This window comes from Yersinia bercovieri ATCC 43970 (assembly GCF_013282745.1).
In the GTDB taxonomy this organism is placed as follows: Bacteria; Pseudomonadota; Gammaproteobacteria; order Enterobacterales; family Enterobacteriaceae; genus Yersinia; species Yersinia bercovieri.
The window spans coordinates 130,269-150,008 of sequence record NZ_CP054044.1 but is presented as its reverse complement, the minus strand read 5'-3'; the positions used below and the strand labels follow the sequence as shown (position 1 = coordinate 150,008).

Sequence of the window (19,740 nt, the reverse complement as noted above, 5' to 3'; positions counted from 1 at the left end):
GTATTCCCATGCAATTGCGTAAAACACTCTTAGTAGGACTGGTATCTGTTGCCCTATTGAGCGGTTGTTCACTGTTTAACAGTGAAGAAGATGTGGTTACCATGTCACCACTGCCAAAAGTTGAGAACCAATTCACGCCAACTAAGGTGTGGAGCACCTCTGTTGGTGGTGGTGTTGGTGATTATTACTCTCATTTACGTCCAGCCTGGCAGGGGACATCTGTCTTCGCCGCAGACCGTAAAGGTCTGGTGAAAGCCATGGATGCAGACACTGGCAAGCAAATTTGGCAAACCGATCTGTCTGAGAAAACTAACTTCCTTTCCAGCAACCGCTCTGCAATGTTATCGGGTGGCGTAACGGCTTCAGGTGCACATGTGTATGTCGGTAGCGAGAAAGCAGTGGTGTATGCCCTGAACTCTGACGATGGTCAGATTGCATGGCAGACCGTGGTGGCGGGTGAAGCACTATCTCGCCCTGTGGCCAGTGATGGTGTGGTTCTGATCCACACCTCAAATGGTATGCTGCAAGCGCTGAATGAATCTGACGGCGCGATTAAATGGACACTCAATCTGGATACACCAGCTTTGTCCCTGCGTGGCGAATCTGCGCCAGCTGTGGCATTCGGTGCTGCAATTGTTGGTGGCGATAATGGCCGCGTCAGTGCGGTGATGATGGAACAGGGTCAGTTAATCTGGCAGCAGCGTATTTCTCAAGTGACCGGCACCACTGAAATTGACCGTCTGAATGATGTCGATACGACGCCAGTGGTGGTTGATGGTGTGGTTTATGCACTGGCATACAACGGTAACCTGACGGCACTGGATCTGCGTTCCGGCCAGATTCTGTGGAAGCGTGAGATGGGTGCAGTGAACGACATTATTGTCGACGGTGGCCGCATCTATCTGGTCGATCAGAATGACCGCATTGTCGCGCTGAAAACTGATGGCGGTATAACTCTTTGGAGTCAAAGCGATTTATTACATCGTAACTTGACCGCTCCAGTGATGTATAATGGCTATCTGGTTGTCGGTGATGCCGAAGGTTATCTGCACTGGGTGAATACTGATGATGGTCGTTTCGTCGCTCAACAGAGCGTGGATAGCTCTGGCTTCTTAAGTGCGCCAGTGGTTGCCAGCGATAAACTGTTGGTTCAGGCCAGAGGCGGCACGGTTTACGCCTTTACCCGTTAATTTTGATTCAGTGCCTGTTTAACAGGTCAATACCCAAGTCATTGGCGTTGCAGCAAGTAATACCGCTGCAACTTCAAGGACGAAGGGTATCATCCAAGGTCATTGGAGTTACAGCAAGGCTGCAAATGAATGAATCCCGATGAACTGACACCGGTCAGTGATTCGGGTGAGTGAATGCCGCTAACACCGCTGCAACTTCAAGGACGAAGGATTTAAAGCGGCTCCTGATGTTCAGGGGCCGTTTGTCTTCTAAAAACTGCGCTGTTGAAAGTTCGGTACAGCGCTGTAACGCTTTGAAAATTAAGTAATGAGGCTTCAACAATGATACCTGTCATCGCGCTGGTCGGGCGCCCGAATGTGGGTAAATCCACTCTATTTAACCGCTTAACGCACACCCGTGATGCGTTAGTTGCGGACTTTCCCGGGCTAACGCGTGACCGTAAATATGGTCGTGCCGAGGTCGAGGGTCATGAGTTTATTGTTATCGATACCGGAGGTATTGATGGCACAGAAGATGGCGTAGAAACCAAGATGGCTGGTCAATCGTTACTGGCGATTGAAGAGGCAGATATTGTCCTATTTATGGTTGATGCGCGCGCCGGGCTGATGCCTGCGGATCAGGGCATTGCCCAACATCTGCGTAGCCGTGAGAAAGCCACCTTTTTAGTTGCTAACAAAACTGATGGTATTGACCCGGATACTGCAACAGCCGACTTCTATTCATTAGGCTTGGGTGAAGTACATGCCATTGCGGCTTCCCATGGCCGTGGTGTTACCCAACTGATTGAAGATGTTATGGCGCCTTACATTGACGCCGAAGAGCCTGAAGTTGAGCTGACCGATGAAGAGGCCAATGCGGCCTATTGGGCGGCGCAGGAAGCTGGTGACGACGAAATTCCGGAAGATGAAGAGGATGATTTCGATCCGCGGACTCTGCCAATCAAGTTGGCTATTGTTGGGCGTCCTAACGTAGGTAAGTCCACACTAACTAACCGCATCCTCGGTGAAGATCGTGTGGTGGTGTATGACCTGCCGGGCACCACCCGTGACAGTATTTACATCCCGATGACCCGTGACGAGCGTGAATATGTTCTGATCGACACCGCTGGTGTGCGTAAACGCGGCAAAGTGACTGAAACTGTTGAGAAATTCTCAGTTATTAAAACCTTGCAGGCCATTGAAGACTCCAACGTTGTACTGTTGGTTATTGATGCCCGTGATGGTATTTCGGATCAGGATCTGTCGCTGTTAGGCTTTATTCTAAATAGTGGGCGATCACTTGTTATTGCCGTCAATAAATGGGATGGCATGACAGAAGAGGCCCGTGCGCAGGTTAAAGATATGCTAGACCTGCGTCTTGGCTTTGTTGACTTTGCTCGTATTCACTTTATTTCTGCTTTGCACGGCAGTGGCGTGGGCAACCTATTTGAATCCATACAGGAAGCTTATGACTGCTCTACCAAGCGAGTAGGCACCTCATTACTGACCCGCATTATGCAAATGGCAGAGGAAGATCATCAACCTCCGTTGGTTCGCGGCCGTCGTGTTAAGCTGAAGTATGCCCATGCTGGCGGTTATAACCCGCCGATTGTGGTTATCCACGGCAATCAGGTGACGGATCTGTCAGACTCTTACAAACGCTATCTGATGAATTACTTCCGCCGTTCACTGAAAGTAATGGGTACGCCAATTCGCATTCAGTTCAAAGAGGGTGAAAACCCGTTTGCGGGTAAACGCAATACCTTGACACCGAATCAGATGCGTAAACGTAAGCGTTTGGTCTCGCACCTGAAAAAAAGTAAGTAACCACAGCAAAGCGCGGGCATTCCGCGCTTTTTGCCTTTTTAGCGTACAGTATTTAAGATGCCATTTTGGCAACTTTCGGCCTGGGCCGCTTACCGGTAGACAAAAGGAGTTGAATACCCGCCATGTCATGGGAAACCTGGAGTTTCGCATTCGGTGTTACTGTACCTAACTTATTGATGATGTTGCTCGGTGTGCTGTTACGGCGTGGTGGTTTGATGGATGACCGCTTCTGCGATGGTGCGACCCGCGTGGTCTTCAATCTCGCCCTCCCTTGCTTGCTGTTTTTCAGTGTCGCCACCAATAATGTTAGCCTGATGGATAACCTACCACTGGTTATCTATGGTGCTGTTGGGACGTTGTTCACCTTCTTGTTACTTGAGTTCTCCGCCAAATGGCTGGTCAAAGACCCGAAAGAGCGCGGTGTCTTCGTGCAGGGTGGATTTAGGGCTAATACGGCAATTGTCGGTTTGGCTTTCGCCATGACCGCTTATGGCGCAGAGGGGGTTGCGTTGGGGTCGATGTACCTAACGGTAACGGTGATACTATTTAATATGCTGTCGGTGATTACACTCACCCGCAGCTTGCAAGCCGGGCAGGGCGGGAAAATCAGCAAAATGGCCTTGTTACGCAGCATTGTGACTAACCCCCTGATTATCGGTTTGCTATGTGGTTTAGCCTATGCTCAAACCCATTTGCCTATTCCTACGGTGATTGCCCAGACCGGTAGCTATATCTCTGGCTTAGCACTTCCATTGGCGCTGTTGTGCACCGGGGCGAGTCTCGATTGGCAGGCGATGTTCCGTTCGTCTAATGTGGCAGCGTTATCTTCGGTGGCCAAACTATTCGTGGTGCCTATGCTGATGACCCTCGGCGGTTTGCTGATGGGATTCCGTGGCGCGACGCTAGGAATTATCTTCCTCTTTTCCGCCACGCCAACCGCCGCAGGTAGCTATGTGATGACCCGTGCGATGGGGGGCAATGCCACTTTGGCGGCGAATATTATTGCGCTCACCACGGTCGGTTCATTCTTCACCACCGCACTTGGGATCTATCTCTTACGTTCGCTGGGCGTAATTTGAGTGTTGAACCGCAAAACAGGAGAGAAATGATGGATGCGTTATGTCCGATTTGCCAAAAAGTGATGACAGAAGTCAGTGGTCACTATCATTGCGCTAACTGCCATGGCAGCTACCAGCAGCAGGCTGATTGCCCTGATTGCGGCAAACCGCTGCAAGTGCTTAAAGCCTGTGGCGCAGTCGACTATTTTTGCCAGCAGGGTCACGGGTTGATTTCGAAAAGCCGTGTGCGCTTTAGTTACCTGCCGACACTCTGATAGCGCCACGAGGGGCTGAAACGGATCCGCTACTCTTTTGCTGCTTTGCGCTGGCGCGGCTTCTTCGCCACATTGATCTGGGTAATCTTACTCTCCACCCAACCATCTTGCAGCCGAGTGGTTAATTTATCACCTGCTTGCACTTGCCTGGTGCTCTTGAGCAGTGCGCCCGCAGGGGTCTGAGTGACGCTGTAGCCGCGGGCTAATGTCGCTAATGGGCTGACGGTTTCCAACTGTGAGCAGGCGATGCCAAAGCGCTGACGATAGCCATTGAGCTGGCGCTCCAGTGCTTGACGCAAACGGTACTCTTGCTGCTGTACCCGTTGGTGGTAGCGGTGGATCTGCCCCTGCGGCTGCGCTTGAACCAAGCGCTGCTGGAGCTTTTCGCTGCGCCGACCCAATAAGCGAATCTGGTTCTGCGCACTCTCTGCCAGGCGTCGTTGCAGCTTCAACAGCAGTGTCTGCTGACGTGCCAGTCGTAAATGGGGATGTTGTTGCTGCAACCGGTGTTCGAGGCGGCTGAACTGCTGCCCACGTTGCGCCAGATAGTAATCCATCGCCATCTCCATCCGTTGCTGCTGCCCCTGTATTTGCCGAACCAATTCAATCTGGTTACGGCTGACTAACTCTGCGGCAGCGGAAGGGGTAGGGGCGCGTAAATCGGCAACAAAATCAGCAATAGTGACATCGGTTTCATGACCGACAGCACTGACAATCGGAATGCGGCTGTTAAAGATGGCGCGGGCAACCCGCTCGTCATTGAAACTCCACAGATCCTCCAGCGAGCCGCCACCACGCCCGACAATCAATACATCACATTCAGCGCGTAAGTTAGCGAGCTGAATGGCGCGGACTATCTGCAATGGTGCATCGGCACCTTGCACCGCTGTCGGGTAAATAATGACCGGCAGTGAGGGATCACGGCGCTGTAAAACTTGCAAAATGTCGTGCAGAGCCGCGCCGCTGGCGGAGGTAATCACCCCGACCTGTTTAGCCGGGCTGGGCAGAGATTGCTTGTTAGTTTGGTCAAAAAGCCCCTCTGCGGCCAATTTCTGCTTGAGCTGCTCGAATTGTTGTTGCAACAATCCGTCACCGGCAGGCTGCATGCTCTCGGCGATTAATTGATAATCACCACGGGGTTCATACAGCGTAATCGATGCCCTGACCAACACTTGTTGGCCATTTTGCGGACGGAAAGTGGTGCGGCGATTGGTGTTGCGGAACATCGCGCAACGCACCTGCGCCCGATCGTCTTTCAGGGTGAAATACCAGTGACCGGACGACGGCTGAGAGAAGTTGGAGATCTCGGCAGTGAGCCAAATCTGGCCCATTTCCATTTCCAGCAGCTGTCGCACCGTCTGATTAAGGCGGCTGACCGTAAAAATTGTTGATGCAGAAGATAGTGGCATGTGACCTGGATCAAATTTTAAAACAAGCACTTAATTGATCGATATTACCTGCCTCACACCTGTTGGCAAGAAATATTATGAGAAAGTACTGGAGGCAAACGGTTACGCTCTGTAGAATGCCACGGCAATATTTTATCTTTTCACATTCACCTTGGTGAGATATTGCCCATGCTACGTATCAAGAAAGAAGCACTAACATTTGACGACGTTCTCCTGGTTCCAGCCCACTCCACAGTGCTGCCTAATACGGCGGAACTTGGCACTCAACTGACCGCAACTATCCGCCTAAATATCCCTATGCTCTCCGCAGCGATGGATACTGTTACCGAAGCTCGTCTGGCCATTGCGCTGGCGCAAGAGGGCGGTTTAGGTTTCATCCACAAAAATATGTCCATTGAGCGCCAGGCTGAAGAAGTTAGCCGGGTGAAAAAGCATGAAAGTGGCGTTGTCACTGAGCCACAGACTGTTACACCAACCACCACTCTTCGCCAGGTTAAAGAGCTGACCGCCCGTAATGGTTTCGCCGGCTATCCGGTGGTGACCGAAGATTATGAGCTGGTTGGGATCATCACTGGCCGTGATGTTCGCTTCGTTACCGACCTGGAGCAACCAGTGACGGCGGTGATGACACCGAAAGATCGTCTGGTTACCGTCAAGGAGGGCGAGGCGCGCGAAGTTGTGCTGCAAAAAATGCATGAAAAACGCGTCGAGAAAGTGTTGGTTGTTGATGACAGCTTCCACTTGCGCGGCATGATCACCGTGAAAGATTTCCAAAAAGCAGAACGCAAGCCAAACGCCTGTAAAGACGAACACGGTCGTCTGCGGGTTGGTGCTGCTGTCGGTGCCGGAGCAGGTAACGAAGCGCGTATCGACGCGCTGGTTGCTGCTGGCGTTGATGTTCTACTGATCGACTCCTCCCACGGTCACTCCGAAGGTGTGCTGCAACGTATCCGCGAAACCCGTGCTAAATATCCAAACCTGCAAATCGTGGGCGGTAACGTCGCGACTGGCTCGGGCGCAAAAGCGCTGGCGGATGCAGGGGTGAGTGCGGTTAAAGTGGGTATCGGCCCTGGTTCAATCTGTACTACCCGCATTGTTACAGGCGTCGGCGTGCCACAGATTACGGCGATTGCAGATGCGGTCGAAGCGCTGGAAGGCACCGGTATTCCGGTTATCGCCGATGGGGGGATTCGTTTCTCCGGTGATATCGCCAAAGCCATCGCGGCGGGCGCTTCTTGCGTCATGGTCGGTTCCATGTTGGCCGGTACTGAGGAGTCTCCGGGTGAAATCGAGCTGTACCAAGGCCGCTCATTCAAATCTTACCGCGGGATGGGTTCACTGGGCGCGATGTCCAAAGGCTCCTCAGACCGCTACTTCCAGACCGACAATGCGGCCGATAAATTAGTTCCGGAAGGCATTGAAGGGCGCGTGGCGTACAAAGGTCTGCTGAAAGAGATTGTGCATCAACAAATGGGGGGCCTGCGTTCATGTATGGGGCTGACCGGTTGTGGCACCATCAATGAATTACGCACCAAAGCTGAGTTTGTTCGTATCAGTGGTGCCGGTATTCAAGAGAGCCATGTGCATGATGTGACTATCACTAAAGAGTCACCAAACTACCGCATGGGCTAACTCCTCGGGCTGAAACTGGCGAATTGGGTGATCGTCCGCTGCACATGCTCTGCAGCGGGCGTTAACTCCTTTCTTGAGTCCTGCCGATGGAATGCTTTCAATTATTTCTTTTATTAAAAACCCTTGGAATTTTCCGCACATGACAAAAAATATCCATCAACATCGCATCCTTATTCTTGATTTCGGCTCGCAATACACTCAACTGGTGGCGCGCCGTGTTCGTGAGATTGGTGTCTATTGTGAATTATGGGCGTGGGATGTCACTGAAGCCCAGATCCGTGAATTTAATCCAAGCGGTATCATTCTTTCCGGCGGCCCTGAAAGCACCACCGAACACGACAGCCCACGTGCGCCTGACTATGTGTTCACCGCAGGTGTACCTGTGCTAGGTGTGTGCTACGGCATGCAGACCATGGCAATGCAGCTGGGCGGCAAAGTTGAAGGTTCAAATCAGCGCGAATTTGGTTACGCGCAGGTTGAGATTAAAACTGATAGCGCACTGATCCGTGATATCAAAGATGCCATCAATCCAGCCGGTGAAGCAGTGCTGGATGTGTGGATGAGCCATGGCGATAAAGTCACCGCTATCCCCTCTGATTTTGTCACTGTTGCCAGCACCGACACCTGCCCATTTGCCATTATGGCCAATGAAGAAAAACGTTTTTATGGCGTGCAGTTCCACCCAGAAGTGACCCACACCAAGCAAGGCCAACGTCTGCTGGAGCGCTTTGTTCTGGACATCTGCGCCTGCGAAGCGCTATGGACACCTGCTACTATCATCGAAGACGCCATTGTCCGCCTGCGTGAGCAAATCGGTGAGGACCACGTGATCCTCGGCCTGTCCGGCGGTGTTGACTCATCAGTGACCGCAATGCTATTGCATCGTGCCATTGGCAAACGCCTGACCTGTGTGTTTGTTGATAACGGCCTGTTGCGTTTGAACGAAGCGGATCAGGTGCTGGAGATGTTCGGCGATAAATTCGGCCTGAATATTGTCCATGTGGCCGCAGAAGATCGTTTCCTCTCGGCACTGGCGGGAGTGGACGAACCAGAAGCCAAACGTAAAATCATTGGTCGCGTATTTGTTGAGCTTTTCGACGAAGAAGCCTGCAAACAAGAGCAAGTTAAGTGGTTGGCGCAGGGGACTATCTATCCAGATGTGATTGAATCTGCTGCATCTGCTACCGGCAAAGCGCATGTGATTAAATCTCACCACAATGTGGGCGGCTTGCCGAAAGAGATGAAACTTGGGTTGGTAGAGCCACTGAAAGAGCTGTTTAAAGATGAAGTGCGCAAAATTGGTCTGGAGTTGGGCCTGCCGTACGACATGCTATACCGCCATCCATTCCCTGGCCCTGGTTTAGGTGTCCGCGTGCTTGGCGAAGTGAAAAAAGAGTATTGCGATTTACTGCGCCGCGCCGATGCTATCTTTATCGAAGAGCTACACAAAGCGGATCTCTACAATAAAGTCAGCCAGGCCTTTACCGTGTTCCTGCCTGTTCGTTCGGTTGGCGTGATGGGCGATGGTCGCAAATATGATTGGGTTGTTTCACTGCGTGCGGTTGAAACCATCGACTTCATGACCGCACACTGGGCGCATCTGCCATATGAGTTCCTGGGGCGCGTCTCAAATCGTATCATTAATGAAGTGAATGGTATCTCGCGCGTGGTTTACGATATCAGTGGTAAACCACCAGCAACCATTGAGTGGGAATAGCCTACTGCCTTTTGAAGAGTATTGACCACGATAGCCAAACCCTTAAACCCTCTGCCTTGGCAGGGGGTTTTCTCTTTTTGACGATGGATAAAGATTGAGGGAAGACTCAAATTTCTGACGGTATTTTTGACGGTATTACTTAGCAAGAGACACTGACATGCTCACTGATACAAAACTAAAAAATCTCAAGCCAAGAGATAAGCTTTATAAGGTTGCCGATCGTGATGGACTCTAGCCAACACTGAATATCAAAGTGGATGATGTCAAAACGCTGCGCGGGGAGTAAGGCATCAGCCCCTATTTAGTCATTTGAGGGAGCGCCTGATGCTCCCTCTCTTATTTAATTTTTTCATTATGCCAATGCATCAAAATATAGTCGCCGTCAATGCTCTTGCCGGTAGCAATCGCCATCCACCCCTGTTTTTGATAAAACGCCAGCGCCCGTTGGTTTTTTTCCAGGCATTTCAGTGAGCCATGGCGGGTAAATAGTGCATGTGCTGCCAGTAATAGTGCTTTTCCCGCCCCGAGATATTGCGCCGCAGGATCAACAAACAGATTATGCAGGAAGCTCTCCTCGATAAAAATTGAGGCAAAACCCAAGTGTTGATCACCATCGATGGCCACCAAAATGGTCTCTCCGAGAGTGGCACGGTCAAAATCTTCCAGGTGAAAACACTCGCCATCCCGCCAGCTAAAGGCGTCACGGCGTGATGCCAGATACAAAGTGCGCAGAAAGGGGCGGTCACTCTCCTGATACAGACGAATCTCAATACTCATTCTTCAGTTATCTCTCCAGTACAGCGTATTTTTGTTCTCTTGATTATTTGTTTTGCGAATGCATCGTTGACCTTCTATCACCTGCCGATGATAATAACAATTCTGACTCGGGGTGCCCGCCACAAAAGTGGTTTGGCTGAGATATACCCGTATTACCTGATCTGGATTATACCAGCGTAGGGAAGTCTCGGCACCGCAGGGTTCCGCCTTCTTGACCGCCGGTTAGGAGGAATATGTACGTTCAACCTGCCGCTTTTTCTTTAGTTGTCACTGTGAATCCCGCGCTATTTGCCCGATCGCTTACGAATGTGAGTGTTGGGATGTATTCATGAAGCGTATTAATGCACTCACCATTGCCGGAACTGACCCCAGTGGTGGCGCGGGTATTCAAGCTGACCTGAAAACCTTCTCTGCTCTGCAAGCTTACGGCACCACGGTTATCACCGCGCTGGTGGCGCAAAACACCACCGGCGTGCAGTCGCTCTATCCCATCGAACCCGCTTTTGTCGCCGCGCAACTGGATTCAGTGCTGAGTGATGTGCGCATCGATAGCGCCAAAATAGGTATGCTGGCCAATGCCGACATTATTGAGGTGGTCGCCGCGCAACTGCGCCGCTATCCAATTGCATTTGTGGTGCTGGATACCGTGATGGTGGCGAAAAGTGGTGATCCGCTGTTGGCACCGGAGGCAGTGGCGGCTCTGCGCCAGCTACTGCTGCCACAGGTAGACCTGATTACGCCGAACTTGCCGGAAGCCGCGGCGTTACTCAATTGCCAATCTGCCCGCGATGAACAAGAGATGCGTGAGCAGGGGCGGGCGCTGTTGGCGCTAGGCTGCCAGGGGGTGCTGATGAAAGGGGGTCACCTAAGTGGCGAAGATAGCCCGGACTGGCTGTTTACCGCGCAAGGGGAGCAGCGCTTTGTCACCCGTAGAATCAGCACTCGCCATACCCACGGCACCGGTTGCACCTTATCAGCAGCACTAGCGGCGTTGCGACCACGGCACGCCAACTGGGGGGATACAGTCAATGCGGCCAAAGGCTATCTCCAGAGGGCATTGGAGCAAGCCGATACTCTTGAGGTGGGGCGGGGGGTTGGGCCGGTGCATCATTTCCATTTATGGTGGTAATCCCCTTCGTCCTTGAAACCACAGGGGTGTTAACGGCGCTCATTTACCCGAATCACTGACTTGAGTCAGCTCATCGGGATGCTTTCGCTGGCTGCCTACCTGTGGCTCCAATGACTTTGGGGATGGCTTTTTTTCCTTGAAACCACAGGGGTGTTAGCGGCGCTCGCTTACCCGAATCACTTACTGGTGTAAGCTCATCGGGATAAGCTTGCTTGCTGCCTACCTACAACGCCAATGACTTTGGGGGGATATTCTTCGTCCTTGAAACCACAGGGGTGTTAGCGGCGCTCGCCTACCCGAATCACTTACTGGTGTAAGCTCATCGGGATAAGCTTGCTGGCTGCGGTTTACGGTAACAAATGGCGCTGGGTCATGGTAAACATTGCGATGGCACGTTGCAGATGATGAGCATCAAAGCGGTTAAGCAGATAACTCTCCGCGCCTTTGCGGGGGCGGATACACAGTGACAGCTTAGGCTTGCCAGCTTCATCGTTGATCAGACTAAACTGATAGCTACCAATCTCTTTCTCATTTTCGCGCCAGGAGATCTCTATGGCAGGCAGTGGGTTAGCGGCCGTGGGGTGTCTGACGGCAAAAAAGTACTCGCCAGCCCAGAAACCGGCGTAATCGCCGTCAGCTTGCAAGGGTTTGCTGCGAAAGATGGCGGCATCGGCTAACTGGCTAATCGCCTCCGGTGTTATCTGCAGTTGGGCTTGCTGCCACAGCGGGGTGTCGTTCTCCAGTTGCCAGCAGGCGGCTCCCAGATAGTCATTTAGTTCGCGCCAATCCGCATCCAACTGCTGTAGCAGCTCTTCGTCGAGGATATTGCGGTATTGCTGCATACCGCCAGGTTGCTCACCCAGTGTTTCGTAGGTGATTAACTCCATGGTGCGCGGCTTGCGGCGAAAGCTCATCCACAGCACCGCTTTCGGAATGCGGAACTCAATCGACTGAATACTTAGCCGATAGCGATCGCCTTTGCTCACTACAAAACCGTTGGCCGTGCCGCGCTTATTTTGATAGTTACGCACCACCACCACACTATTGAGTCCCATCCAGCCGGTGACATAGTGCTCGCTGTCTGAGTTGGCGACATCAAGATCGATCACCATCTGGATGATCTTATCGGTCTCAAGCTTGTCCAGCGGATGGGCATCCCCGGCAGAGTAATAGAGCTTCTCGGGTTCTTTGGGTAACTCATAGGTTAACATGGCATGGCCTTCTCATCATCATCTGGTTCATAGCTTAACTCAAGCTGTCATACCGATTGTGGTATAACTGGAATTAGCGTGAAAATTCGTGCTATGGATCAACTTTTTCTACTGTTGATGGTCATAGACAGGCAAACCAACACTACGCCTGCAAATCAGTTGCACAGAGAGCATGTTCAATACTCCGGCGAGTAGATTAATCAGATCATAAGGATTTCGATAATGAAAGGTCATAAAACCCTCCATTGTCTTGCTGCTGCGGTGATACTCAGTGCCAGCTCCTGGGCCTTCGCGCAGCCAGCCAGTGCAACTTCAACCGTTTTAGCTTCATCCATTTCAACTTCGGCACCTTCTCAGGCTACGCCGGCTAAACCCCTGCCGACCACGGCGGATCTTCTGCAACAGCCGGTTTATAAGAATAGCTGGCAGAAAATGACCAAGAGCCAAAAAAACCTGCCGGCATGGGCGCGCAAAGGGGTGGGAACCTCAGGGCCGTATGAGGTCATCAATTGGGCAGGGCAGCAGTATAAAGTGGGCCGCATTTGTAAACCCCATGATTGCAGCAACCAATTTATGTGGGTGGCATTTAGCCAGAATAAAAAGCAAGTTTGGCAGGCGTGGGGGATGAGAGTCTCGGTGGAGGATAAGCCGCAAGCACTGGATAACCCGAGTCAATTCGCCACTTATCAATGGCTGGGCCGCCCTGATGAGCACATTCAGGCGCTGCTGAAAAAGCAGTTACAGCAAGATCCTAACTGGCGCTAATCTTTGGCGGCAGATAGTGAGCGCGGAGCATGATGTTGAGTGCCATGCCCCGCCGCTATCATTAAGCAATCCCCGCTTGATGCAGGTCATGCAGATTAATGGCGCCGACCAGTTTCCCTTGCAGATCTACCACCGGTGCTGCACTGATATGATGCTGATGCAGTGCTTCCAGCGCTTCGCCAGCACGCCACTGTTCAGGTAATCGGAAGCCGGGGCGGGTGATCGCCCCCGCCAGTGGTTGTTGTAATGTGCCGCCTTTTACCAGCCAGCGGCGCAAATCGCCATCGGTAAACACGCCAACCACCCGCTGATGCGGATCGCATACTGCCACCAACCCGAGTCCGGTACGGCTCAGCTCCAGCATCGCCTCCATAACGCTGTCGGATTCATTCACTACCGGCAGGCGATCACCGGTTCGCATCAAATGATGGACGCGATTTAGCAAGCGCGCACCCAAGCTGCCCCCCGGATGTGAGCGGGCAAAATCTTCTGCATTGAAGCCGCGATGGCGCATCAATGCCATTGCCAGTGCATCACCCATCATTAGGGTATTTACTGCGCTGGATGTGGGAGCTAGCCCCATTGGGCAGGCCTCATGCTCAACACTGATATCTAATACGCAGGCGGCACCTTGTGCCAGTGGTGACTCTTTACCACCAGTGATAGCAATCACCGGAATATGGCTGTCAGCCAGCAGGGGCAAAATCAGATCCAGCTCTTTAGCCCGGCCAGAGTAGGAGATAAAAATCAGCACATCCTGCGGGCCAATCATGCCCAAATCGCCATGTAATGCTTCGGCAGGATGGACGAAAAATGCGGGGGTGCCGGTACTGGCCAGTGAGGCGGCGATCTTTTTGCCGATATGGCCGGATTTTCCGATACCGGACACCACCGCTTTACCGCTGCAGGCCAGCAACAGCTCGCATGCACGAATAAAATTATCATCTAATCGAGACAGCAACTTGTGGGCTTCTGTCAGCTCAATTTCCAGTGTTTCACGGGCGTAGGTCAGCAGTGGATTACTCATTTTTATCAACCAGAATGATGTTAATGCCCATCTCTTGTAGTGCCTGCAAATATTCCGGGCTAATCCCTTTATCGGTAATCAGGGTATCAACGGCGCTTAATGGGCAAACTACATTCGGGCTTTTACGGCCAAATTTGGAGGAGTCGACCAGCAGAATGATGCGGCTGGCGGCACGGCACATCGCGGTACTGACATGGTAAACTTCGTTAAACGTGGTGACACCGGCTTTCAAATCAACACCATCTGCGCCGATAAACAGCTTATCGAAGCTGAAATTATCAAATGCAGACTCCGCCAGACTACCATGAAAAGAGGCTGAGCCTTTACGGTAAGTGCCGCCTGGCATCAGAATTGTTTGATCGTTATTTAACTCAACCAGCTCATTGACGATATGCAGGCTGTTAGTCATCACCGTGATATTGTTGAATTTTGTCAGGTGCGGCACCATTTGTAACACCGTGCTCCCGGCATCAAAAACCAGGCTGTCGCCATCTTTGATCAGTTGACTGGCCGCTTGGGCAATCTGTTTTTTCTTATCGGTATTGATATGTGTTTTGCGGTCAATTGGCTGCTCGACATCATCACGATTTAACACCACGCCGCCGTAGGTACGAATAACCGCCCCCTCTTTCTCGAGAGTGGTTAAGTCCTTACGGATAGTGGTTCCGGTGGTCGAAAAGTGGTCGGCGAGTTCATCAACTGCCGTCTTACCGTGTTGCTGGAGATATTCCAGTATAGCAACCTGCCGCTGCTTTGGTTTCATAGCGATTCCTGCTCAAGTATTTCCATTGCCTCTTTTTCAGGCATAACTTTCACATGAAAAAGAATAACTTTCATTATGAAAATATCATGATTTCGGTTTAATCGCTAACGATAGTGCAGTTTGACATGCGGTATCCGTAGGAAAGATCACATTTGGAATTAAATCCTGCTGATGTAACCCATGGAGGTGAGTTAATGGGCGTGGGCGGGCAAACACACTGATTCCACGCATGATCATGCTGTCGCTGACCCGCATATTCTCATCAAAAGCTAAAGCCATCACCACTCTGGGCTTAAAACGCCCACCAGAGCGGCCAACCCCTACCGATTTACTGTGCTGACACAGGCGATCAAAAGCACGATTAAATTGATTAATTTGCCACCAACCCAGCAAGATTTGTAGGACCCAGGCGATGATGACAACACTGATTAGTGCAGATGTAGGTGTCATTTACTCTTCTCCCTTGGCGCTGCAGCGGTGTTAGCTGCTCTCATTCATATGTCAGATGGGTTACCCGAATCACTGGTGCGAGTCAGTGACCCGGGTGTTGGCTACTTTAAAACATCACCTGCCCGCCGGTAATATTTATCGATTGGCCGGTGCAATAGGCGGCTTTATCACTGGCGTAGAACAGCAGGGTATTTAGCACATCTTGATAATCACAGCCACGTTTTAGCGGCACTTTATCGGTATAGTACTTCTCAACTTCTTCTGCCTTAATGCCCAACTTAGCGGCGTACTGTGGTAAAAGTGATTGGAACATCGGTGATTTGAGTAAATTCCCTAACATCAATGAATGCACGGTAATACCGTAATCAGCCAAGTCCAATGCCAGTGATTGCGTCAGCCCCACACCGCCAAACTTCGCGGCACTGTAACCGGAGTTGTGTTTGCTGCCCACTTTACCCGATTTAGAATTGATTTGGATAATGCGTCCGCCATTACCATCACGGATCATCAGCCGAGAGAACTCACGGGCGCATAAGAAGTAGCCCACCAGATTCACCTGTAATGAGCGGTCAAAATCATCCAGCGGGAAATCTGTAATCGGCGCGGCTTTGGCAATGCCCGCACTGTAAACCAATAAATCTGCTTGATGGAAGCGCTGATCGACGGCTTTTGCCAGCATCTCCACACTGCTTTCATTGGTGGCATCAACCTGAAAACCACGGGCAGTGTCTGCGCCATACTCTGCATTAATCTGGTCGGCCACCAACTGTGCATTATCTGAATTTAAATCAGCCACCGCCACTTTATAACCTGCTTCAGCAAGCCCCTGACACAAGAATGCGCCCAGAGTTTGCCCACCACCAATCACTACTGCTACTTGTTGTGACATATACACCTCCATTATCCTTCGTACTTGAAGCTGCAGCTGTGTTAGCGGCACTCTTTCACCCGAATCACTGACTGATGTCAGCTCATCGGGATTAATGAGCCTTTTTGAGGCTCACCCTGCGGGCTAGCATAAATGCTGTTCAAATCGGTTTGACCGATTTGTCACTCGCTGCAACGCCAATAACGTCGGATATAAATTAATAAATAAATTAACGAATAAATTTCAGTGAGCTACCAACAGGAATATCACTGGGGGTCGGGCCATTCACATGGATGGAGCCGGGGAACTCGGGCTGCTGATCACCATTGAAACGGATGGTGACGTGGCCCAACTCCCGCAGATTTTGAGTTGCCACCTCGCCAACCGCAGTGATGATGTAGCGCAGCTGTGCCAGTTCCATAATGTTGCCTGCCTGTAACTCCCCATCAGTGGTACTGTGCTGGTGGATAAAACAGAACTCTTCAATATCTTTGGGTGCCCCCTCGCGGAAGGTGATGAGCATGTCATCAAGCAGCGCCTCGCGGGCGCTGTCGCCGATAGTGGTAATGGTTGTCTGATAAATAGTATTCATACGTACATCCTTAACCGTTGAATGTATTACAGAAATCTTTAGGTGATGCTCTTATCGATTCGATAACTCTTACTGATAGATAAAGGCCGATACTGCCCAGGCAATCAATACCGTTGGTGCGCCGGTGAGGAAGCGACCAACCAGTACTGATGGGACGCCAACCCGCACGGTATCTTGCTTCGCTTCAGCCAGAGAGAGACCAACAGGGATAAAGTCACAGGCTGCCTGAGCATTTATCGCAAATAACGCTGGCAGGGCTAATTGTGGTGGGATATTCCCCAAACCAATTTGTACCCCAACTAATACGCCAATAACCTGGGCAATAACCGCCCCTGGGCCTAAGAATGGGGACAGCAGCGGGAAGGAGCAGATCAGCGCCAGGAGCACTAACCCTATCGGGCTGCTAGCCAGTGGAGTTAAGCCGTGGGCAATAAAATCACCCAAACCAGATGCCATGATGATGCCGATTAAGGCTGAAACGAAGGCCATAAACGGCAGGATAGTTTTCAGCACGGTATCAATGGTGTCGCGGCCTGACTGGAAGAACACCGCCACGACAGAGCCCATGCCCATACCCACTTTCGCCAACAATCCGTCACTCTGCTCGGTGATTTTCTTGCTGGTGTCGTAATCACGCCCACCTTTGGCTGCCACCGCAGCTGCGGATTCGGTGTTCACTACGGCTGCTGTTGCCTGGTCAGCTCCGCTGATTTTCTGGATATTTTTTTCACGCACCCCGGAAACATAAATATCTTCCAGTATGTATTGCGCCATCGGGCCGGATTGACCGGTTGAATGGATGTTGACGGTTGGAATACGGCGTTTGGGATACAGGCCGCAGCGCAGGGTGCCACCGCAGTCAATAATGGCGACCGCGATCTCTTCTGCTGGTGGTTCACCTTCTTTAAATCCATCAACCGCTTCCCAGCCGGTCAGTTCACTAATACGGTCAATAATCGCCGGGCGAGTTCCTGCCGTGATATAAACAATTTTCTTACCGGGGACGATGGGCAGCACTAATGGGCCACCCCAACCGCCTTCGCCTTTTTCAATCCGGATAAATTCACTCATGATCTGCTCCACACAGTATGTATTTAATTTACATATTAAAGTTGTACGTTACGGTCCAGACGGATGCCCATTTTGCGTTCGAAAATGGAGGTCGTCAGATCAGTCACCCAGCCACGGAAGAAGTTGGTGAACAAGCCAACCAGGAAGTAACTCACTGCGAGTGGGCCTAGTGGCAAGCCCAGTGTGGTTAAACCACTGGCGATGCCTAAGAAGACGAACAACTCACCTGGGTTGATGTGTGGGAACAAACCATTCATTGAGTGACAGCTGTAAGAGGCAGCTGCGTAATAACTTGGTTTATATTTTTCTGGCATAAAACGTCCGAGACTCAAGGTCATCGGGTTACAGAATACAAAGGTCCCGATCAGTGGCAGCAGCAGATAGCGGGAAACGGGGTTGCCCGCGCAACGTTGTGCCAATCGTTCGATTCTATCCTGACCAACAAACTTGATCAGGGCATTCATGATAACTAACAAACTGATTAATAAAGGTAAGATCCCGGTGACCATGCCAACAAAAACTTCTCCCCCTTTTTGGAAGAGTCCGATAAACCACTCGGCTCCATGGGTTATAAGTTCAATCATTCTTTTTCTCCTGTAATCGACGTTATGGCTGTTTTTATAAACCTTTGTTATAAGGTTTTGTTATGAAAAGAAATTTTAAAGACCACATATTAAAATGGTTTCAAAATGCTGGGGTGTTAGAGTGAACCTCAGTATCTTGTCTATCGCCATGGGTACTACCATAAGCATTTTTCAGATCTATTTATCGCATATAGATCACACTTTGAAAGATAAATCTTTCAAAGTGAAGATTAAAAATAAAAGAAAATCGGATTGAAATGAAAGGTTTTGGTGTGAATTGAATACGTTAACAGTGACTGAAGCTTCGCCAGCATGGGGGGGAGTGGGAACGAAATGGGAGTGGAAATAGATTAAAAAGATAATAAAATCATGGGTTAAGTATGATTAACCCACGAAGTGATATTTAGCCGAGCAGCTCACAATTAGGGGGTAAGCGGCACTGGATGGCATTGGGAACGATTTCAATGCGGAAATGTTTGCCGGACAATGGTTCACCGTCCAGATTGAAGATGATGTCGTGCGGCGCAGTAATTTCCAGCCAGGTCAGATTGGCCTCAACCACATTTTTATTTTTCTCGCCGCTGAATAGACTGGTCAACAGGGCAGGGAGCAGCTCTTCGGCAGTCAATAACCGCAATTGCAGCAGGCCATCATTAATCAGTGCATCAGGACAGAGAGGCTGTCCGCCGCCAGCTTGTCTGCCATTACCTATTCCTATCACCAATGCATCACCCGCCCAGTTGAACTCAGGCCCATGGATTTCACAGCTGTCTGCTTTAATCGCATCCATGCGCATCAGGCCATGAATAAAATAGGAAGCTCCGCCCAGTACTGCTTTGAGTTTTTCGGGGGTTTCAGTGGTGATTCGAGTCCCAAAGCCACCCGTCGCCATATTGATAAAATAGTGCTCGCTATTCACCTGCGCGATATCAATGGTCACGGCGCGGCCTTTAACCGCTAATTGCAATGCGTTCTCTATTTGCAGGGGAATGTTGCAGCTGGTGGCAAAATCGTTGGCGGTGCCGAGTGGCAGGATACCTAAATCGGGCCGATTTTCGGCAGCTATTGCCATTAATGCGGTCGTGACCTCATTCAGAGTGCCATCCCCGCCGCCAGCAATCACGACATCAACACCCAGAACAGCGGCTTCTGCGACATAACGTTTCGCATCACCTTGCTCCCAGGTGACCCGAACATGAATTGTGACACCCTCCTCACGTAGGTTTTTGACGGCATTGCGAACATCAAGATTACCTGATTCTTTACCGTTCAAGACGAGAAGGGCACACGGCGTTGGGGTCATAGCTTGCTCCGGATCAATTCTGTAATAGCGAGTATATACCCTTCATCCTTGATGCCTAGCTGCATCACCAATGATTTGGGTATATCAGATTATTTAAAGAATAATTGAATTTA

19 protein-coding genes and 1 riboswitch are annotated in these 19,740 nt (G+C 50.9%); of the genes, 8 read left to right on the top strand and 11 right to left on the bottom strand.

Annotation, left to right across the window (positions count from 1 at the left end; all coding sequences use genetic code 11):
* Positions 1 to 8 precede the first annotated feature (8 nt).
* From bamB to HRK25_RS00755, 4 genes are all read left to right on the top strand, one after another.
* Positions 9 to 1,190, top strand: a complete 1,182-nt coding sequence (gene bamB / locus HRK25_RS00770) for an outer membrane protein assembly factor BamB (RefSeq protein WP_005276964.1) — start codon at positions 9 to 11, stop codon at positions 1,188 to 1,190.
* Between the two features lie 321 nt (positions 1,191 to 1,511).
* Positions 1,512 to 2,996, top strand: coding sequence for a ribosome biogenesis GTPase Der (der, locus tag HRK25_RS00765; RefSeq protein ID WP_005276966.1), 1,485 nt, complete (start codon positions 1,512 to 1,514; stop codon positions 2,994 to 2,996).
* A gap of 122 nt (positions 2,997 to 3,118) precedes the next feature.
* Positions 3,119 to 4,075 carry an AEC family transporter gene (locus tag HRK25_RS00760; RefSeq protein WP_005276968.1) on the top strand — a complete coding sequence of 319 codons (957 nt, stop codon included), beginning with the start codon at positions 3,119 to 3,121 and terminating at the stop codon, positions 4,073 to 4,075.
* A gap of 29 nt (positions 4,076 to 4,104) precedes the next feature.
* On the top strand, positions 4,105 to 4,329 hold the full coding sequence (locus HRK25_RS00755; RefSeq protein ID WP_032898466.1) for a zinc ribbon domain-containing protein: 225 nt from the start codon (positions 4,105 to 4,107) through the stop codon (positions 4,327 to 4,329).
* Between the two features lie 29 nt (positions 4,330 to 4,358).
* Here HRK25_RS00755 and xseA read toward each other — a convergent pair whose 3' ends face one another.
* Complete coding sequence (gene xseA, locus HRK25_RS00750; RefSeq protein WP_005276972.1) at positions 4,359 to 5,738, bottom strand: exodeoxyribonuclease VII large subunit; 1,380 nt, start codon at positions 5,736 to 5,738, stop codon at positions 4,359 to 4,361.
* Positions 5,739 to 5,906: 168 nt separating this feature from the next.
* On the opposite strand from xseA, the gene guaB reads away from it, so the two are divergent.
* Together guaB and guaA are read left to right on the top strand one after the other, a co-directional pair.
* The gene (guaB, locus tag HRK25_RS00745) at positions 5,907 to 7,370 is read left to right on the top strand and encodes an IMP dehydrogenase (RefSeq protein ID WP_032898467.1); all 1,464 of its coding nucleotides are present in this window, start codon (positions 5,907 to 5,909) and stop codon (positions 7,368 to 7,370) included.
* A gap of 139 nt (positions 7,371 to 7,509) precedes the next feature.
* On the top strand, positions 7,510 to 9,087 hold the full coding sequence (gene guaA / locus HRK25_RS00740; protein WP_005276975.1) for a glutamine-hydrolyzing GMP synthase: 1,578 nt from the start codon (positions 7,510 to 7,512) through the stop codon (positions 9,085 to 9,087).
* A 336-nt stretch (positions 9,088 to 9,423) separates the two neighbouring features.
* Here the strand turns inward: guaA and HRK25_RS00735 are convergent, their stop codons facing one another.
* Positions 9,424 to 9,864, bottom strand: coding sequence for a GNAT family N-acetyltransferase (locus tag HRK25_RS00735; protein ID WP_005276976.1), 441 nt, complete (start codon positions 9,862 to 9,864; stop codon positions 9,424 to 9,426).
* 98 nt (positions 9,865 to 9,962) lie between these two features.
* A riboswitch (TPP riboswitch) is annotated at positions 9,963 to 10,064 on the top strand.
* Positions 10,065 to 10,192: 128 nt separating this feature from the next.
* Between HRK25_RS00735 and thiD the strand changes: the two genes are divergently transcribed.
* Positions 10,193 to 10,993, top strand: coding sequence for a bifunctional hydroxymethylpyrimidine kinase/phosphomethylpyrimidine kinase (gene thiD, locus HRK25_RS00730; RefSeq protein ID WP_005276979.1), 801 nt, complete (start codon positions 10,193 to 10,195; stop codon positions 10,991 to 10,993).
* Between the two features lie 347 nt (positions 10,994 to 11,340).
* Here thiD and HRK25_RS00725 read toward each other — a convergent pair whose 3' ends face one another.
* Entirely contained in the window at positions 11,341 to 12,204 is an 864-nt protein-coding gene (locus HRK25_RS00725) for a hypothetical protein (protein ID WP_005273197.1), read from the bottom strand.
* Positions 12,205 to 12,426: 222 nt separating this feature from the next.
* Here HRK25_RS00725 and HRK25_RS00720 point away from each other — a divergent pair, with 222 nt between their 5' ends.
* The gene (locus tag HRK25_RS00720) at positions 12,427 to 12,969 is read left to right on the top strand and encodes an inhibitor of vertebrate lysozyme family protein (protein WP_005273199.1); all 543 of its coding nucleotides are present in this window, start codon (positions 12,427 to 12,429) and stop codon (positions 12,967 to 12,969) included.
* A 61-nt stretch (positions 12,970 to 13,030) separates the two neighbouring features.
* On the opposite strand, the gene gutQ is transcribed toward HRK25_RS00720, so the two are convergent.
* The 8 genes from gutQ to yegS form a co-directional block, all read right to left on the bottom strand.
* Positions 13,031 to 13,996: an arabinose-5-phosphate isomerase GutQ gene (gutQ, locus tag HRK25_RS00715; protein WP_032897444.1), complete on the bottom strand. Its 966-nt coding sequence runs from the start codon at positions 13,994 to 13,996 to the stop codon at positions 13,031 to 13,033.
* Positions 13,989 to 14,759, bottom strand: a complete 771-nt coding sequence (gene srlR / locus HRK25_RS00710) for a glucitol operon DNA-binding transcriptional repressor SrlR (RefSeq protein ID WP_005273204.1) — start codon at positions 14,757 to 14,759, stop codon at positions 13,989 to 13,991. Before srlR ends, gutQ begins: the two co-directional genes overlap by 8 nt.
* An 84-nt stretch (positions 14,760 to 14,843) precedes the next feature.
* Complete coding sequence (gene gutM, locus HRK25_RS00705) at positions 14,844 to 15,209, bottom strand: transcriptional regulator GutM (RefSeq protein WP_032897446.1); 366 nt, start codon at positions 15,207 to 15,209, stop codon at positions 14,844 to 14,846.
* A gap of 106 nt (positions 15,210 to 15,315) precedes the next feature.
* Complete coding sequence (srlD, locus tag HRK25_RS00700; RefSeq protein ID WP_032897448.1) at positions 15,316 to 16,098, bottom strand: sorbitol-6-phosphate dehydrogenase; 783 nt, start codon at positions 16,096 to 16,098, stop codon at positions 15,316 to 15,318.
* A 208-nt stretch (positions 16,099 to 16,306) separates the two neighbouring features.
* On the bottom strand, positions 16,307 to 16,669 hold the full coding sequence (srlB, locus tag HRK25_RS00695) for a PTS glucitol/sorbitol transporter subunit IIA (RefSeq protein ID WP_005273214.1): 363 nt from the start codon (positions 16,667 to 16,669) through the stop codon (positions 16,307 to 16,309).
* 69 nt (positions 16,670 to 16,738) lie between these two features.
* Positions 16,739 to 17,740, bottom strand: coding sequence for a PTS glucitol/sorbitol transporter subunit IIB (gene srlE, locus HRK25_RS00690; RefSeq protein WP_032897450.1), 1,002 nt, complete (start codon positions 17,738 to 17,740; stop codon positions 16,739 to 16,741).
* Between the two features lie 35 nt (positions 17,741 to 17,775).
* Entirely contained in the window at positions 17,776 to 18,324 is a 549-nt protein-coding gene (gene srlA, locus HRK25_RS00685) for a PTS glucitol/sorbitol transporter subunit IIC (RefSeq protein ID WP_004877312.1), read from the bottom strand.
* 403 nt (positions 18,325 to 18,727) lie between these two features.
* On the bottom strand, positions 18,728 to 19,627 hold the full coding sequence (gene yegS, locus HRK25_RS00680) for a lipid kinase YegS (protein WP_032897454.1): 900 nt from the start codon (positions 19,625 to 19,627) through the stop codon (positions 18,728 to 18,730).
* Positions 19,628 to 19,740: the final 113 nt, after the last annotated feature.

Excerpts from the sequence above, each read along its gene's own strand:
- srlA (WP_004877312.1), bottom strand. The coding sequence starts at position 18,324 with ATGATTGAACTTATAACCCATGGAGCCGAGTGGTTTATCGGACTCTTC.
- HRK25_RS00755 (WP_032898466.1), top strand. The coding sequence starts at position 4,105 with ATGGATGCGTTATGTCCGATTTGCCAAAAAGTGATGACAGAAGTCAGT.
- yegS (WP_032897454.1), bottom strand. The coding sequence starts at position 19,627 with ATGACCCCAACGCCGTGTGCCCTTCTCGTCTTGAACGGTAAAGAATCA.
- gutM (WP_032897446.1), bottom strand. The coding sequence starts at position 15,209 with ATGACACCTACATCTGCACTAATCAGTGTTGTCATCATCGCCTGGGTC.
- bamB (WP_005276964.1), top strand. The coding sequence starts at position 9 with ATGCAATTGCGTAAAACACTCTTAGTAGGACTGGTATCTGTTGCCCTA.
- HRK25_RS00720 (WP_005273199.1), top strand. The coding sequence starts at position 12,427 with ATGAAAGGTCATAAAACCCTCCATTGTCTTGCTGCTGCGGTGATACTC.
- HRK25_RS00725 (WP_005273197.1), bottom strand. The coding sequence starts at position 12,204 with ATGTTAACCTATGAGTTACCCAAAGAACCCGAGAAGCTCTATTACTCT.
- srlR (WP_005273204.1), bottom strand. The coding sequence starts at position 14,759 with ATGAAACCAAAGCAGCGGCAGGTTGCTATACTGGAATATCTCCAGCAA.
- HRK25_RS00735 (WP_005276976.1), bottom strand. The coding sequence starts at position 9,864 with ATGAGTATTGAGATTCGTCTGTATCAGGAGAGTGACCGCCCCTTTCTG.
- thiD (WP_005276979.1), top strand. The coding sequence starts at position 10,193 with ATGAAGCGTATTAATGCACTCACCATTGCCGGAACTGACCCCAGTGGT.
- der (WP_005276966.1), top strand. The coding sequence starts at position 1,512 with ATGATACCTGTCATCGCGCTGGTCGGGCGCCCGAATGTGGGTAAATCC.
- guaB (WP_032898467.1), top strand. The coding sequence starts at position 5,907 with ATGCTACGTATCAAGAAAGAAGCACTAACATTTGACGACGTTCTCCTG.
- srlE (WP_032897450.1), bottom strand. The coding sequence starts at position 17,740 with ATGAGTGAATTTATCCGGATTGAAAAAGGCGAAGGCGGTTGGGGTGGC.
- gutQ (WP_032897444.1), bottom strand. The coding sequence starts at position 13,996 with ATGAGTAATCCACTGCTGACCTACGCCCGTGAAACACTGGAAATTGAG.
- srlD (WP_032897448.1), bottom strand. The coding sequence starts at position 16,098 with ATGTCACAACAAGTAGCAGTAGTGATTGGTGGTGGGCAAACTCTGGGC.
- guaA (WP_005276975.1), top strand. The coding sequence starts at position 7,510 with ATGACAAAAAATATCCATCAACATCGCATCCTTATTCTTGATTTCGGC.
- xseA (WP_005276972.1), bottom strand. The coding sequence starts at position 5,738 with ATGCCACTATCTTCTGCATCAACAATTTTTACGGTCAGCCGCCTTAAT.
- srlB (WP_005273214.1), bottom strand. The coding sequence starts at position 16,669 with ATGAATACTATTTATCAGACAACCATTACCACTATCGGCGACAGCGCC.
- HRK25_RS00760 (WP_005276968.1), top strand. The coding sequence starts at position 3,119 with ATGTCATGGGAAACCTGGAGTTTCGCATTCGGTGTTACTGTACCTAAC.